The organism is Roseateles sp., from assembly GCF_039595295.1.
Taxonomy (GTDB): Bacteria; Pseudomonadota; Gammaproteobacteria; order Burkholderiales; family Burkholderiaceae_C; genus Roseateles.
In genome coordinates this window covers 23,814-38,825 of sequence record NZ_JBCNLU010000030.1, presented here as the reverse complement: position 1 = coordinate 38,825, position 15,012 = coordinate 23,814, and the positions used below count along the sequence as shown (strand labels likewise).

Annotated in this window: 12 protein-coding genes; 10 read left to right on the top strand and 2 right to left on the bottom strand. The window is 68.7% G+C overall.

The genetic code is table 11. The features are described 5' to 3' along the window. Positions 1-84 precede the first annotated feature (84 nt). The 3 genes from ABDW59_RS18665 to ABDW59_RS18655 are packed head-to-tail and all read left to right on the top strand — an operon-like array spanning position 85 to position 2,935. Positions 85-963, top strand: coding sequence for a sugar ABC transporter permease (locus ABDW59_RS18665; RefSeq protein WP_343631873.1), 879 nt, complete (start codon positions 85-87; stop codon positions 961-963). A 10-nt stretch (positions 964-973) separates the two neighbouring features. Further along, positions 974-1,855 carry a carbohydrate ABC transporter permease gene (locus tag ABDW59_RS18660; RefSeq protein WP_343631871.1) on the top strand — a complete coding sequence of 294 codons (882 nt, stop codon included), beginning with the start codon at positions 974-976 and terminating at the stop codon, positions 1,853-1,855. 15 nt (positions 1,856-1,870) lie between these two features. Next, positions 1,871-2,935 carry an ABC transporter ATP-binding protein gene (locus ABDW59_RS18655; protein WP_343631869.1) on the top strand — a complete coding sequence of 355 codons (1,065 nt, stop codon included), beginning with the start codon at positions 1,871-1,873 and terminating at the stop codon, positions 2,933-2,935. Here ABDW59_RS18655 and ABDW59_RS18650 read toward each other — a convergent pair. Continuing rightward, entirely contained in the window at positions 2,850-3,722 is an 873-nt protein-coding gene (locus tag ABDW59_RS18650) for a hypothetical protein (RefSeq protein ID WP_343631867.1), read from the bottom strand. The two genes, ABDW59_RS18655 and ABDW59_RS18650, sit on opposite strands and share 86 nt — an antisense overlap. A 92-nt stretch (positions 3,723-3,814) precedes the next feature. Between ABDW59_RS18650 and ABDW59_RS18645 the strand changes: the two genes are divergently transcribed. The 5 genes from ABDW59_RS18645 (at position 3,815) to ABDW59_RS18625 (ending at position 10,706) form a co-directional block, all read left to right on the top strand. After that, positions 3,815-5,917 carry an ATP-dependent helicase gene (locus tag ABDW59_RS18645; RefSeq protein WP_343631865.1) on the top strand — a complete coding sequence of 701 codons (2,103 nt, stop codon included), beginning with the start codon at positions 3,815-3,817 and terminating at the stop codon, positions 5,915-5,917. Positions 5,918-6,123: 206 nt separating this feature from the next. Next, positions 6,124-7,191, top strand: a complete 1,068-nt coding sequence (locus ABDW59_RS18640; protein ID WP_343631863.1) for a serine hydrolase — start codon at positions 6,124-6,126, stop codon at positions 7,189-7,191. A 132-nt stretch (positions 7,192-7,323) separates the two neighbouring features. Further along, the gene (locus ABDW59_RS18635) at positions 7,324-9,210 is read left to right on the top strand and encodes an ABC transporter ATP-binding protein/permease (RefSeq protein WP_343631861.1); all 1,887 of its coding nucleotides are present in this window, start codon (positions 7,324-7,326) and stop codon (positions 9,208-9,210) included. A 128-nt stretch (positions 9,211-9,338) separates the two neighbouring features. Beyond that, entirely contained in the window at positions 9,339-10,016 is a 678-nt protein-coding gene (locus ABDW59_RS18630; RefSeq protein WP_343631859.1) for a hypothetical protein, read from the top strand. A gap of 108 nt (positions 10,017-10,124) precedes the next feature. Further along, positions 10,125-10,706 carry an MgtC/SapB family protein gene (locus tag ABDW59_RS18625; RefSeq protein WP_343631857.1) on the top strand — a complete coding sequence of 194 codons (582 nt, stop codon included), beginning with the start codon at positions 10,125-10,127 and terminating at the stop codon, positions 10,704-10,706. A 47-nt stretch (positions 10,707-10,753) separates the two neighbouring features. Here ABDW59_RS18625 and ABDW59_RS18620 read toward each other — a convergent pair whose 3' ends face one another. Next, positions 10,754-12,829: a hypothetical protein gene (locus ABDW59_RS18620; RefSeq protein WP_343631855.1), complete on the bottom strand. Its 2,076-nt coding sequence runs from the start codon at positions 12,827-12,829 to the stop codon at positions 10,754-10,756. 124 nt (positions 12,830-12,953) lie between these two features. Between ABDW59_RS18620 and ABDW59_RS18615 the strand changes: the two genes are divergently transcribed. Next, on the top strand, positions 12,954-14,714 hold the full coding sequence (locus tag ABDW59_RS18615; RefSeq protein ID WP_343631853.1) for a hypothetical protein: 1,761 nt from the start codon (positions 12,954-12,956) through the stop codon (positions 14,712-14,714). 55 nt (positions 14,715-14,769) lie between these two features. Then, positions 14,770-15,006, top strand: coding sequence for a hypothetical protein (locus ABDW59_RS18610; RefSeq protein ID WP_343631851.1), 237 nt, complete (start codon positions 14,770-14,772; stop codon positions 15,004-15,006). Positions 15,007-15,012 lie beyond the last annotated feature (6 nt).

The following is a 15,012-nucleotide window of genomic DNA, read 5'->3' as shown; positions in this document are numbered from 1 at the left end:
TCGCCTCGGTCCGTTTCGCCTCGCTTCGATGCATCACCCCGCCTGTGGCGCCTCACGCCGCGGGCCCCGCAGGTCCGCCCACGCATGTCCGCTTCACGAGCCCCGCGCAGTCCCTGGCTTCCCAAGCTGGTGGTCGCGCCGACCTTCCTCATCTCCTTCCTCTTCATCTATGGGCTGATGGCCTGGAACGGCTATCTGTCGCTGTCCGCGTCGCGGCTGCTGCCCAACTACGAGTTCGTCGGTCTGGCGCAGTACCGCGCGCTCTTCGAGAACGAGCGCTGGTGGCTGGCCCTGACCAACCTGGGCATCTTCGGCGGCCTGTTCATCGGCGGCGCGCTGGTCGTGGGACTGTTGCTGGCCATCCTGCTGGACCAGAAGATCCGCGGCGAAGGCGCGCTGCGCACGGTGTACCTGTACCCGATGGCGCTGTCCTTCATCGTGACGGGCACGGCCTGGAAGTGGATCCTCAACCCGGGCCTGGGCATCGAGCACCTGGTCCAGCAATGGGGCTTCGAGAACTTCAGCTTCGGCTGGCTGGTCGATCCGGACATGGCCATCTACTGCGTCGTCATCGCCGGCGTGTGGCAGTCCTCGGGCTTCGTGATGGCGCTGTTCCTGGCGGGGCTGCGCGGCATCGACGACTCCATCATCAAGGCCGCGCAGGTGGACGGCGCCTCGCTGCCGCGCATCTACTGGCGCATCATCATTCCGACGCTGCGTCCGGTGTTCTTCTCGACGCTGATGGTGGTGGCGCATCTGGCGATCAAGAGCTTCGACCTGGTGATGGCGCTGACCGCCGGCGGTCCCGGCTACGCCACCGACCTGCCCGCGACCTTCATGTACACGATGGCCTTCACCCGCGGCCAGATCGGCCTGGGCGCGGCCAGCGCCACGATGATGCTGGCGACCATCGCCGCCATCGTCGTTCCCTACCTCTATTCCGAGCTGCGCTCGAAGTCCTGAGCGAGGCGACATGCACGCATCCCCTTCTCTTTCCTCCTCGCGCGCGCTGACGCTGCAGCGCGTGCTGCTGTGGACGGTGCTGGCGCTGTTCGCGCTGTTCTTCCTGGCGCCGCTGTACGTGATGGTCAGCACCTCGCTCAAGGGCATGGACGAGGTCCGCGACGGCACGCTGCTGTCGCTGCCGCTGAACCCCAGTTTCGCGGCCTGGTCCAAGGCCTGGTCCAGCGCCTGCACCGGCACCGACTGCGGCGGGCTGGCGCCCTTCTTCATGAACTCGGTGCTGATGGTGGTGCCGGCGGTGCTGATCTCGACGGCGCTGGGCGCCCTCAACGGCTACGTGCTGACCAAGTGGCGCTTCCGTGGCAGCGAGCTGCTCTTCGCGCTGCTGCTGTTCGGCGTGTTCATGCCGATGCAGGTCGTGCTGCTGCCCATGAGCCAGGTGCTCGGCCACCTGGGCATCGCCAGCTCCGTGTGGGGCCTGATCCTGGTCCACGTGCTGGCGGGCATGCCGTCGACAACGCTGTTCTTCCGCAACTACTACGCGGGCCTGCCTGATGAGCTCATCAAGGCGGCGACCTTGGACGGCGCGTCGTTCTGGCAGATCTTCTGGCGCATCGTGGTGCCGCTGTCCACGCCCATCCTCGTGGTCACGCTGATCTGGCAGTTCACCGCGATCTGGAACGACTTCCTGTACGGGGTGGTGTTCTCGGGCGCGGACAGCAAGCCGATCACGGTCGGGCTGAACAACCTGGCCAACACGTCCAGTTCGGTCAAGGAATACAACGTGGACATGGCGGCGGCGCTGATCGCGGCGCTGCCGACGCTGCTGGTCTACGTGGTGGCAGGCAAGTACTTCGTGCGCGGGCTGACGGCCGGCGCGGTCAAGGGTTAAGAGGAGTCACACGCCATGGGCGCGCTCACCATTTCGCAGGTCCGCAAGAGCTATGGAGCGGCGGACATTCTCAAGGGCATCGACCTCTCGATCGAGGCGGGCGAGTTTCTGATCCTGGTCGGCCCCTCGGGCTGCGGCAAGTCCACGCTGCTGGCGATGATCGCCGGGCTGGAGCATCCGACCTCGGGGGCTATCCACATCGGCGACCGCGACGTCACCTACGCGCCGAGCAAGGACCGCGACATCGCCATGGTGTTCCAGAGCTATGCGCTCTATCCCAACATGAACGTCGCGCAGAACATCGCCTTCGGTCTGGAGATGCGCAAGGTGCCCAAGGCGCAGCGCGAGGAGACCGTGCAGCGCGTGGCCAAGATGCTGCAGATCGGTCACCTGCTGGACCGCAAGCCGGGCCAGCTGTCCGGCGGTCAGCGGCAGCGCGTGGCCATGGGCCGCGCGCTGGCACGGGACCCGAAGCTCTTTCTCTTCGACGAGCCGCTGTCCAACCTCGACGCCAAGCTGCGCATCGAGATGCGCGCCGAGATCAAGCTGCTGCATCAGCGCACGAAGACCACGACGGTCTACGTCACCCACGACCAGGTCGAGGCGATGACGCTGGGCGACCGCATCGCGGTCATGCGCGACGGGCTGGTGCAGCAGTTCGGCACGCCGGAGGAGATCTACACCCGGCCGGCCAACCGCTTCGTGGCCGAGTTCATCGGCTCGCCGACGATGAACTTCGTCAGCGCCGAGCGGCGCGGCGATGCCATCGCGGCCAACGGCGTGGCGCTGCCGATCAACGCGGCGCAGCAGGCGTCGGTGAGCGCGGGCGGTCAGTCGGGCGTGCTCTACGGGCTGCGGCCGGAACACATCCGGCTGGCCGACGAGGGCGTGCCGGGCACGCTCAAGATGATCGAGCCGACGGGGCCGGAGACCTATCTGCTGGTGGACACGGCGATGGGGCCCATCACCTCGCGGGTGGCGGGCAATCCGCATCTCAATGTCGGTGACGCGGTTCGGCTGCAATGGGCGGCGGAGTCCGCTCATCTGTTCGACGCGAAGGACGAGCGCCGTCTGGCGTGATGGGGCGTGACGGCGGCTGCGGGCGCGTCCGCAGCCACAGCGTCTGCGCCGCGAGCAGGACGGCAAGCGCGACGGCGATCCATGCGGAGGTGTCGGCGCCGGGCTGGGTCGAGGCGGACTGCTTGATGTAGACGCCGATCAGGCCCCAGAGGGCCGCGGCGGCATAGCCCAGCGCGGCGGAACCGGTGCGTGGGGCGTGCAGGCGGGCGTTGGCGACGAGCAGCAGCAGGCCGGCGAGGGCCCACAAGACGAGGGTCCAGGGAAGTTGATCGACGGTGGGCAGCAGTTGCGCGGCGACGATGGTCTGGGCGGTGTCCAGGAAGGCGGCGAGCGACAGCCAGCCGCCGTGCAGCGCGAGGGGGAAGACCGAGAGCCAGGACTGCGCGCCGCGTGGGACGGCGCGCGCCAGCAGCATGGCGGCCCACAGCAGGCTGATCAAGGCGCCCCAGATGATCGCGAGCGCGAGCCAGAACCATTGCTGGGAGAAGACGATCATCCAGCTCGCGGTGAGCGAGAAGCCGATGATGATGAGCCAGTGACAGCGATGGGAATCGCGGTGGCCCTCGCGGTCGGGGACTTGGCGATGGCCGCGGAGCAGCCAGATCGCGAGCACGAGGTCGAGCAGGAAGATCACGCCCCAGATGGAGAAGGCGTAGCCGTCGGCGACCAGCAGCGTGGGGTAGCGGTCGGAGATCGCGCCGTTGTCGGGACCGAAGACCCCGCGCTGGGAGGCCCAGGCGACCAGGGGCATCGCGAGCGCGGAAAGGATGACGAGCAGTTGGAGCATGGGCATTGGGGGAGTTTGCTCCCGGCGGGGCAAGCGGTGTACCCCGTCGTCCGATGACCCACTGTTTTTGCATACAGCTATCATCCGCCCCCATGCCCCCCGCCGAAGCCCTCGCCGCCGACGTCGCCCCATCCCAAGACGTCTACGCCGACCTCAACCCCGAGCAACGCGCCGCGGTCGAGCACGGCCTGACCGCGATGGACCACCACGGCCCCTTGCTCGTCATCGCCGGCGCCGGCTCCGGCAAGACCAAGACCCTCGCGGCCCGCGTCGCCCGCCTCATCCAGGCCGGCGCCGACCCGCAACGGCTCCTGCTCCTCACCTTCTCCCGCCGCGCCGCCGGCGAGATGGAGCGCCGCGCCGGTCGCATGCTCCATCGCGCCCTCGGCCTGCGCTCATCGCAAATGCCGCCGCGCTTCCCCTGGGCCGGCACCTTTCACAGCGTCGGCGCCCGCCTGCTGCGCGAGTACGCCCATCGCATCGGCCTCGTCCCCAACTTCACCATCCTCGACCGCGCCGACGCCGAGGACCTGATGGGCTGGCAGCGCCAGGCACTCGGCCTGGCCGAGACCACCGACCGCTTCCCGCTCAAGAGCACCTGCCTGACGATCTACTCGCGCGTGGTCAACGCCGAGGCCCGCCTGGACCAGGTGCTGCAGGAACACTTCCCCTGGGTCTTCCCAGCGCATGACGAGCTCAAGCGCCTCTTCAAGGCCTACGTCGAGGAGAAGCAGCGCCAGCAGCTGCTCGACTACGACGACCTGCTGCTCTACTGGTCCGAGCTGATGAGCGACGACGCCCTCGCCGCCGAACTCGGCGAGCGCTTCCAGCATGTGCTGGTCGACGAGTACCAGGACACCAACCGCCTGCAGGCCACCCTCCTCAAGCGCCTGAAGCCCGGCGGCGAGCGCCTCACCGTGGTCGGCGACGACGCGCAGGCCATCTACTCCTTCCGCGCCGCCGAGGTCCGCAACATCCTGGAGTTCCCCGCCCAGTTCGACCCGCCCGCCCGCGTCGTCGCGCTGGAGCGCAACTACCGCTCGACCCAGCCCATCCTGGACGCCTCCAACGCGGTGATCGAGATGGCCAAGGACCGCCACGACAAGCGCCTGTGGACCGACAAGGCCTCCGGCGAGCGCCCGCAGCTGGTCACCGTCGACGACGAAGCGCGCCAAGCGATCTGGGTCGCCGACAAGGTGCTCGAACGCCGCGAGCAAGGGCTCAAGCTCAAGCGCCAGGCCGTGCTCTTCCGGACGTCAAGCCACAGCGCGCCGCTGGAGCTGGAGCTCACCCGCCGCAACATCCCGTTCGTGAAGTTCGGCGGCCTGAAATTCCTCGAAAGCACCCATGTGAAGGACGTGCTCAGCGTGCTGCGCTGGGCCGAAAACCCGCGCGGCCGGCTCGCGGGCTTCCGCGTCGCGCAGCTGCTCCCCGGCTTCGGACCGGCCAGCGCGCGCCGGCTGCTCGACGAGATGGCGCCCGCCGCCGACCCCGCGCAGGCGCTGCGCGAGTTCAAGCCGCCCGCTTCCGCCGCGGCCGGCTGGGCCGCGCTGCGCGATCTGATGCTGCGATTGCTCGCCGGCGGCGACGCCGCGGACCGCTGGCCGATGGACCTGGAGGACGTCGTCGAGTGGTACGCCCCGCATCTGGAGCGCCTGCACGACGACGCGCCGGTGCGGCTGGCCGACCTGGAGCAGATAGCCCGCATCGCGCAGGGCTACGGCTCGCGGGAGCGCTTCCTGACCGAGCTGACGCTGGATCCGCCCGACGCCAGCAGCGACGAATCCGGCGTGCCGCTCAAAGATGAGGACTACCTGATCCTGTCGACCATCCATTCGGCCAAGGGCCAGGAATGGAACGCGGTCTACCTGCTCAACTGTGTCGACGGCTGCATGCCCTCGGACCTGAGCACCGGCGCGCAGGCGCAGATCGAGGAGGAGCGGCGGCTGCTCTACGTCGCGATGACGCGGGCCAAGGAGCACCTCGCGGTGATGGTGCCGCAGCGCTTCTACGTGACCCAGCAGACGCGCCACGGCGACCGCCATCTGTACGCGAGCGTGTCGCGCTTCCTGCCCGGCAAGGTCGCGCGGCACTTCGACAAGACCGGCCCGGCCAACGAGCGCCAGGCGCCGCTGCCGGAGCTGCTCAAGCCCGCGCTGGACGTCGCCGCGAAGTTGCGCAAGGCCTGGGACTGAGGTGGTGCGCGCGAGGGCGCAGCGCGACGCGGATTGACGCGCCTGTAACGCGCGTCACGGGAACCCCGCATGGACGCGGGCGCGGAAGAAACTAAACTTCGCGCCTGTCAACACGTGACCCCGGAGCGCGCACCGTCGCCCGATCGAGGGTCCGCCGCGACGCCCGTCCGCTTCCGACCCTGCCCGCCCTCCTCCGCCCGACCGCCGTGACGATCCGCGACACCGTTCTCCGCACCCTCGCCCACACGAACTGGCGCCTCGCGCTGCCCGCGCTGCTGCTGACCTGCGGCAGCCTGATCGTCCGTGCCGCCAGCAGCGATCCCGAGGTCGTCGAGCCCACCAGCGCGCCGACCACCGCCGCCATCGGCCCGTCCGGCGAGGTCACGCCCGCACCGGTGGCGCCCAGCGCGCCGGCGCCCTCGACATTCCCGCCCGTCGCTCAAGCGCCGCGAACGGCCGAGCCGGCCCCCATGCCCTCGCCCACCGCGCCCGCCGACCCGGCGGCGCAGGAAGCCGCCGCCCCGCTGATGAAGCTGCCGGTGAACGCGCGCCACATGCTGGTGATCGACGACGCCGGTCGCGTGCTGATGGCCAAGGACGCCGACGCCGTCGTGCCCATCGCTTCGCTGACCAAGCTGATGACGGCCATGGTCGTGCTGGACGCCAAGCAGGACATGGCCGAGGAGATCCGCATCGACGACGCCGACGTGGACCGGCTCAAGCACAGCAAGTCGCGCGTCAAGGTCGGTGCCACGATGAGCCGCGAGGCGGCGCTGGAGCTGGCGCTGATCTCGTCCGAGAACCGCGCCGCGTCCGCGCTGGCGCGTCACTTCCCCGGCGGCCTGCCGGCCTTCGAGCTGGCGGTCACCGCCAAGATTCGCGCGCTGGGTCTGCGCCACACGGCGCTGGCCGATCCGACGGGGCTCTCGCCGAGCAACACCTCGACCGCCTCCGAGGTGGCGCGCATCGCCGCGGCGGCCTCGCGCTACCCGGCCATTGCCCGCATCAGCAGCGACAAGTCCAGCGAGGTCGAGGTCAACGGCCGCCCGCGCGAGCTGCGCAACACGAACCACCTGGTCGGCGCCAAGGGCTGGGACATCCGGCTCTCCAAGACCGGCTACACGGAAGAAGCCGGCCGCTGCCTGGTCATGCGCATGAAGAGCGGCGGCAGCACCATCACCGTCGTGCTGCTGGACGCCGACGGCTCGGCGCAGCGGCTGCGCGACGCGTCGTTGATCCGCAAGTCGCTGTCGAAGATCGCCTCGCTGACCTGAGGTCCCGCGGAGAATCGGCGGCGCGGCCACCGCTCGCGCCGCCCTCCTTCAGCGCCAGTAGGCGCCGTCCTACCCGCGCCGTGAGCCGCCGGAGCTACTGTCGAATCACCTCGGCAGACCGGGTCTTCCCTCATGGTCCATTCCTCCTCTTCCGCGACGGACCTGCCGCCGTCCGGAGCCTCCAACGCGGTTGGCGGCTCGCCCAAGCGCAAGGCGCGCCGGCGCCGCCCGCCACGCCTGTCCGCAGCGGCGTGGCGCCAGTTCATGCAGATTGCCAAGCCCTACTGGCTCGGCGACCAGCGCAAGGCCGCGTGGGGCCTGTTGGCGCTGATGATCGTGCTGATGCTGTGCGAAACGCAGCTCGCGGTGCTGCTCAACGACAAGACCGGGGAGCTGACCTCCGCTTTGGCCGCGCGCGATCATTCGCGCTTCTGGCTCGCGGTCCGGGACAGCCTGATCGTGCTGGCCTTCGCGGTGCCGGTCTACGCCTTCTACTACTACATGCGGGACGCCTTCTCCAACCACTGGCGGCGCTGGTTGACGGGGCGCTTCCTCGACGGCTACCTGGACGGCCGCAAGTACTACGAGATCGGCGGCGCCGGCACGGCGGACATCGACAACCCCGACCAGCGCATTTCAGAGGACATCAACACCTTCACCGGCCGCTCGACGCATTTCTCGCTGCTGATGCTGGGCTCGGCGATGCAGCTGATCGCGTTCTCGGCGGTGCTGTGGTCGCTGTCCAAGCTGCTGGTGCTGTTCCTGGCCGTCTATGCGACGGTGGGCACCTTCCTGGCGCTGTATGTGTTCGGCTCGCCGCTGATCCAGCTGAATTTCTGGCAGCTGCGGCGCGAAGCCGATTTCCGTTTCGGCCTGATGCGGCTGCGCGAGAACGCCGAATCCATCGCGTTCTATCGCGGCGAGCCGCAGGAGCGGGCCCACATCGATCAGCGCTTCGACGCGGTCTACGACAACTACTGGAAACTGATCCGCAAACAGCGCGCGCTCAACCTGTTCCAGCGCGGCTTCAACCAATTGACGCTGGTGGTGCCCAGCGTGATCCTGGCCGAGCGCGTGCTCTCGGGCGACTTGGAGGTCGGCGCGGCGGTGCAGGCGGCGGGTGCTTTCGCGGCGGTGCTGACGGCAATCTCGCTGATCGTCGACAACTTCGAGAGCCTGAGCCGTTTCGTCGCCGGCATCGATCGCCTGCACGCGTTGTCCGAAGTGATGCACAAGCGCAAGCCGCGCGACGAGCGCGCCCGCGAGCGCATTCGCACGCAGGAGGCCGAGCAGCTCGCGCTGCGGGATCTGACGCTGTACACGCCTCAGTTCGACCGCCTGCTGGCGGAGAAGCTGAACGTGGTGCTCAACCCGGGCGAGAGCCTGTTGATCACGGGCGTGAGCGGCTGCGGCAAGAGCTCGCTGCTGCGCGCCATCGCGGGTCTGTGGCGCAGCGGCGATGGGACGATCGAGCATCCGCCGCTGTCGGAGGTCTTCTTCCTGCCGCAACGGCCCTATCTGCAGCCCGGCACGCTGCGCAGCCAGATGATTTATCCGGACACCCGCACGGACCTGGACGACGACGCGCTGCGGGCGATCCTGGCCGATGTGTGCCTGCCCGAACTGGCCGATCGCGTCGGTGGGCTGGACGCGGTGCAGGACTGGGAGAAGCTGCTGTCCATGGGCGAGCAGCAGCGGCTGGCCTTCGCGCGGGTGCTGGTGCGCACGCCGCGGATGGCGATCCTGGACGAAGCCACCAGCGCGCTCGACGGCTGCAATGAGCGACGTTTGTACGAGCGGCTGTGCCGGGACGGGATCACGCTGGTGAGCATCGCGCATCGACGCGGCGTGCTGCGGCATCACAGCCATGTGCTGGAGCTCAAGGGCAACGGCGCGTGGGCGCTGCATGAGGCCGAGGGGTTTGATTTCGAGGCGGCGGAAGAGGCGCGGGAGGCGGCCGGAGAGGCGACCACCGAGGACGGCGCCGCAGTCGATGGTTCGAAGCGCAGTGCGCGCTAGCGGGAGAAGTTTGAGGCTGATCAAACCGACGTCGCTTTCGGCGTCGCTTTCGGCGTCGCTGCGACAGTGCGGGTGTCGCAGGCCTCCTAGGATTTGCAGCCTTCCCGCCACCGTCCCAGGAGTCCCCCATGCCCGCTTCCTCTTCCGAGCCTTCGCCAATTCACGGCGGCCAGCCGCTGCTGCTGCCGCCGCGAAAACCTGATCCGGTCGAAGTCCTTCCGCCATCCGACCATGCGCGGCAGTTCCAGGACATCCACGTCAGCCTGCAGCGACTTCACGAGAAGCAGGTCCAAACGGATCTGCAGCTCACCGAGCTGAAATCCGACTTCAAGCACATGCAGTCGGACATCGGCGGCCTGAAGCTGGAGTCCGAGAAGTTCCGGCACGAGATCAGATCGGAGTTCAAAGAGTTCCGCCAAGAGGTGAAGGCCGACTCGGACAGGTTTCGCCAAGAGGTGAAAGCTGACTCGGACCGGTTTCGCCAGGAGATGAAGGCCGATGCGGATAGGTTCCGCCAAGAAATGAGGGCCGAATCGGAAAATTTCCGGCAGGACATGCGGGCCGAGTCGGACAAGCTCCGTCAAGACATGAAGGCCGAGTCGGACAAGTTCCGTCAAGACATGAAGGCCGAGTTCGATGTGTTTCGTCAGGACATGAAGACGGAGTTTCGGCAACACACCATCGACCTGCTGGGCCGCGTCGATGACCGCGTCAAGAGCCACTTGTGGAAATGGATTGGTGGCGCCTCACTGGGATCGGGCATCTTCGGTGTGGTCGGCGTGTCCGCCTTCAAGTTCTTCCATTGAGCGCTTTCGGGGAACCATGGACGCCTCCGGCTACCATCGCCCCGCGACGCCTCTCCATCGTCGCGCCCGGCCTCCGGCGCGGAGGCCTTCCAGCCCTGAAGGCGCTTGATGATCGACGCGATCCTCGCCACCTTGCGCGACGAGTTCTCCGACATCCCCGATGTCCAGCAGATGACCCGCATCGTCGTGCGGCTCGCGCTCGCGGCCGCGCTGGGCGGGTTGCTCGGCTATCAGCGCGAGCAGCACCGCAAGGATGCGGGCATGCGCACCCACATGCTGGTCTCCATCGGCGCGGCGCTCTTCGTGCTGGTCCCGCAGCAGGCCGGCATGCAGGTCAATGACCTGAGCCGCGTGCTGCAAGGCGTCATCGCCGGCATCGGCTTCCTGGGCGCGGGCGCCATCCTCAAGATCACCGACGAGGAACAGGTCCACGGCCTCACCAGCGCCGCCGGCATCTGGATGACCGCCGCCATCGGCGTCGCCTGCGGCCTGGGCCGCGAAGCCACCGCCGTGCTCAGCGCCCTGCTCGCCTTCGCCATCCTCGAGTGGGGTCCCAAGGTCGTGCGCAAGCGCAAGAAGCACCATGACGGCAATGGCCATGGAAGTGGCCACGGGAATGCCAGCGGGAATGGCAGCGGGCACGATGCGGCCCGCCCCCACCACGGCACCACACCGTCGCAGTTCGACTAGCTTGTCGCCGCAGGAGGGTGGCCGGCCAGGATGCCGGCCTCAAGCGATCAAGCCGCCGCCACCTCATCCCCCCGCTCGCCGCGCCGACGCAGCGTCGGCACCTCGGGCAGCTGGACCGCATGCGGCACGGGCGGCGGACGCTTGGTCAGCGAGGTCCCCAGTCGCGTGCTCAGCTTCATCCGGTTGTTGATGGCCCAGCCGCTCGCGTCCAGGATCGGTCCCAGGCTGCGCTGACGCAGCTTGAGCCACGCGATCAGCATGCTCGGCCCGGAGATCGACAGCAGGATCCCCAGCAGCCCCAGCGGGATCCACCAGCCCAGATCCACGAAGCGGCCGAACAGCCCCACGATCACCGTGCTGATGCTGCCCAGCGCCACGCCCAGGGCCGCGACCGTCCCCACATCCACGCGCCGTGCCGGCGCCCCTGCAGCCGGTGTCGCCACCGCGGGGGCCGCCGGATCGGCCGGCTTGTCGGCCGTGGCGATGCGCCCGGCCAGATCGCCGAGCTTGCCCTGCTGCGTCGTGTCGATGGCGGCCGCGCGCTTGGCCACCTGCTCCTCGACCAGCCGCACCAGCTTCTTGTATGGCGACAGGAAGGCCTGGCCGACGCTGATCGGGTTCTCGATGACCTTGACGATGCGCGCATCCCAGTCATGCCCGTCGCGGTCGTAGAACAGCCCGTTCCGCCCGACGAAGAGGAAGTCCACATCACCCGCGCTGACCACCGCGACGATGGTGCGCTTCAAGTTCAGCCGCGTGCACTCACAGTAGGCGAGATAGGCCTTCGCCAGGCCGGCGATGCCGGCGTGCTTGGCGGGATCGGCGACCTCCACCGTCAGCTCGCAGGCGCGACCGTCCAGGAACAGCGTCCCGGCCTGGAACACCGCGCCGCGCCCTTCATAGAAGTCCTCGAAAGACACGAAATTGCGCGCCAGCCGCAGCAAGTTGCGCTGGAGCAGCAGCAGCTTTTCGAGGTCGTTCAGCGCCGCATGCCGAGGCGCCGCCGCGCGATCCTCCTCGACCTGCCGGATCAGCCGCGCGCGCAGCGCGTCGGCCTGATCGCCGACCAGCGCCGCCACCGCGTCCACGCCCAGCGCGGCCACCGGCCCCGTCGGCTGACGAGACAGCCACTCGCGACAGGCCTGCACCTGCTCCTTGAGCGCGCGCCAGTCGCTCTCCGAGATCTCCTCGGCGTCACGCCCCAGCAGCGGCCGCACCGCCTGCTCGCGCAGCGCCATCAACGCGGCCCGCCAGGCGGGATTGGCGCGATCGTCCAGGGGCAGCGCCGCATGGGCCGCCACCGGCGCGGCCGGCAGCTGGCGCAGCGGACCCGCGTCCAGCGACAGCAACTCGGCCGCATGCTTCTTGAGATGATCCGGATCCGTCGCGTTCAGCGTCGCGGCGGCGGTGGCGTCATAGCTCGCCAGCCGGCAGCGGGCGAAGAAGTCCTCGACCTTGTCGTGCACCGCCTGCACCGCCATCGCCGCGGCGCGCCGCCCGGCGCAATCGGCCTCGCCCTCGCGATGCCAACCCAGCAGCGTCGCCGCCTGATCGAAGAAGGCGGTGATGCGCGTCTCGTCGATGCCCGGGGCGCCGCCGGCATCGGCCACCGTGCCCAGGGTCTCGCCGATGCGCCGCGCGAGCGCGCGCTCGGCCGCGTCCTCGATGGCCTCCACCGGCACGATGCCGTCGCCGTTATGGCGCTCGCCCGCGAGATGCGTCTGGCGCTCGCGGATCTCCTCCAGCCCGATGTCCGCATGGTCCGACAGGGATGCCAGCGCGAGCGTCCGCACGGCTTCCTCGGCGAGCGCTCGTCCTTCCTCGCTGTCGGCCAGCGATGCGATCAGCAGCCGCGCGTCGCCGCGCAGCAGCGGCGCCCAGTCCTTCAGCCGCGCGCCGACCCACTCGCAGGCGGCGACCAGTTCCGGCGCGCGGATGCGGCCGTCGCGATCAAGGTCGATCAGATCCAGGGTGCGCTCGTCAAACTCAAGCCCGCGTGTCGGGCAGGCCAGCGCGACCCAGCGCTTCTGGTCGAGGTCGCGAAGATGAAGCAGGTCGTCGGCGGTGCTGATCTCGGCCTGATCGGCGCCGCCCGCCCGAAAGAATCGCCAGGAAATTTTCATAGGGTGCGCATGGTGCGGCAAGCGATATGCCGTTCGCGCGCGCGGTGTTTCGTATGCGCACGCATGCACGGCGGATGGTCGGCGCCCACTAGGGCGCCCTCGCCAACTCCATGAGGGATTCGCCGTGCGTCCTGGATCGCCGCTGACCACCTCCACGGCCCCATCGCTCGCCCACGCCGCGCACGAGTACTGGCCCGAGCAGGCGCTGGACCGTGCACACACCCTGCTGGATCTGCGCCAATCGGGCAACACGTCGCTGCGTGCGGCCTATGGCGCTCACCTGCGACGCATGCTGGACACGGCGGCCCGGCATCGTCTCGATGAGGTGCTCGCTCATGACCCACTGCCGCTGGATGAGGAGCAGCGCACGAGTTGCCTCTACGAGCTCGTGCACAAGGCCCTGGACCGGATGGGGCAACTGAGCGAGGAGGATCGACAGGCGCCCCCTGCAGCCCCTCTGGATCGCGGTCTCAGCTGGAACCTCGACATCGACGAGTTCGCTGACTCGCAAGCAAGATCTCTGCCTCCGGAAGTGATCTGTCGCGATCTGGCGCGGCAGGCGCTTGAGGAGGAGCGCGAAGCTGATCGATCAAGCACCACGTCGGCCGCGGCCTGGCAGCAGCAGGTCGCCGCCCTGGATCGCCGGTTCGGCTTCTACATCCCGAGGTCGGCGCTGCTCACGCAGGAAAGCCCGCACCACGAGCCGGTCCTGGTGCGCGATCCGTCGCTGCTGGGACGTCATCTGTGGTCTGCGCTGCGACCGCCGCCGGATCCGAGAGCCCGTCCCTGGTGCTTGCCCTTGCCGGCCCTCGGCGACCCGGATCGACCTCCGCGCCTGGAAATCGACGCGGAGCGATGGGCGCGCATCATCGAACCTTGCGACGGTGGACAGCGCCCGCGCGGCATCGGGATCGCCGATCTGGCGCCCATCCAGCAAGCGTGCATGGCCGCTCCCACGCCTCTGACGGACGACCAGCGAGCGCTCATCGCCTCGACCGCCATCGGCGCGTCCACCGCGCAGGAGCGACGGACTTTCCCACCGGATTGGCTGGTGTCGCATCAGATCGCTCGCCAGTTTCTGAACGGCATGAGCGACAACGACATCCTGCGCTGGCTGCGCGAAGCCCGCCCAGCGCCCGACTCGACGGCCTGCCGCCACCTGGCCTTGGCGGCGGTGGCCGACTGGCGGCATGGGCTGGTCATGGGGGCATTGCCCGAACTTGGAAAGCGCACCGCCGTCGAGGCCATGAAGCGCGACCACCGCGGCGACAACGAAAACCCTCGGTGGGCGGGGCGACGGCTGGAGCACGCGCTCATCCGCAGCGACGCGGGTCGAATGCGACACATCACGCTGGCCGTGCTCGGCGCCATCGGTCCGCAGCTGTCCGGGGACGAGGCCGTCGACATCTTCTGGCCGAATCGATCGCATGTCCCGCCGCTGATTCTCGGCTTGATCTTGGACAAGCAGTCGATGCTGATCGACGCGCATCTGGACGATCTCGCCAAGGCCGTGCAGCACGGGCATCTGGAGTCCCGCCACCTCGCCGACCTGCTTGGCGGCGGGGTGGGCAAGCGGGGCGCGTGCTGCTTCGGCTGCTACGGCCCCGCGGAGCAGCACTTGCTGAGGCGTGCGCGAGACCTGAGGATCCAGGGGCTTCTGACACCCCAGGAGTTCGAGCGCGTCGTCTTGGGCGACCCGGCGCATCCATTGGCAGACCACATTCGCAGGGGTCTGTACAAACTGGTCGATCGACAGTGCTGGAAGAGCGATCTCGACGCGTTCCGGCGCGAGGGGCTGTTCCGCCCGTCCACCAGGAGCTCCCACGATGACCCCGGACTCGTCGCTTCCGGTGACCCGTCCCCAGGCCGCGCGACGCGGGAATGACAGTTGCCGCTGCATGCGTTAGGGTCGGCGACTGAGCGGCGACCCGGAGCGCAGCATGGACATCGATACCGTCTCTTACGTGTTCCAAAGCCTGGACGGCACCTTCACGATCAAGCCGCGCTTGTCGCGGCGATGGCGGGTGAAGCACGACAGCATGCCGTGGGGGGAGTCCTTCTCCAGCGCCGAGGAAGCGGCCGCCGAGTTGGCCAAGCACTTCGCCGTGCCCACCGATCTGCGCGAATGGACCGAGGTGGGCGACTTCCATACGGATGTCGGCGGCTTCCATCTGTGACGGACG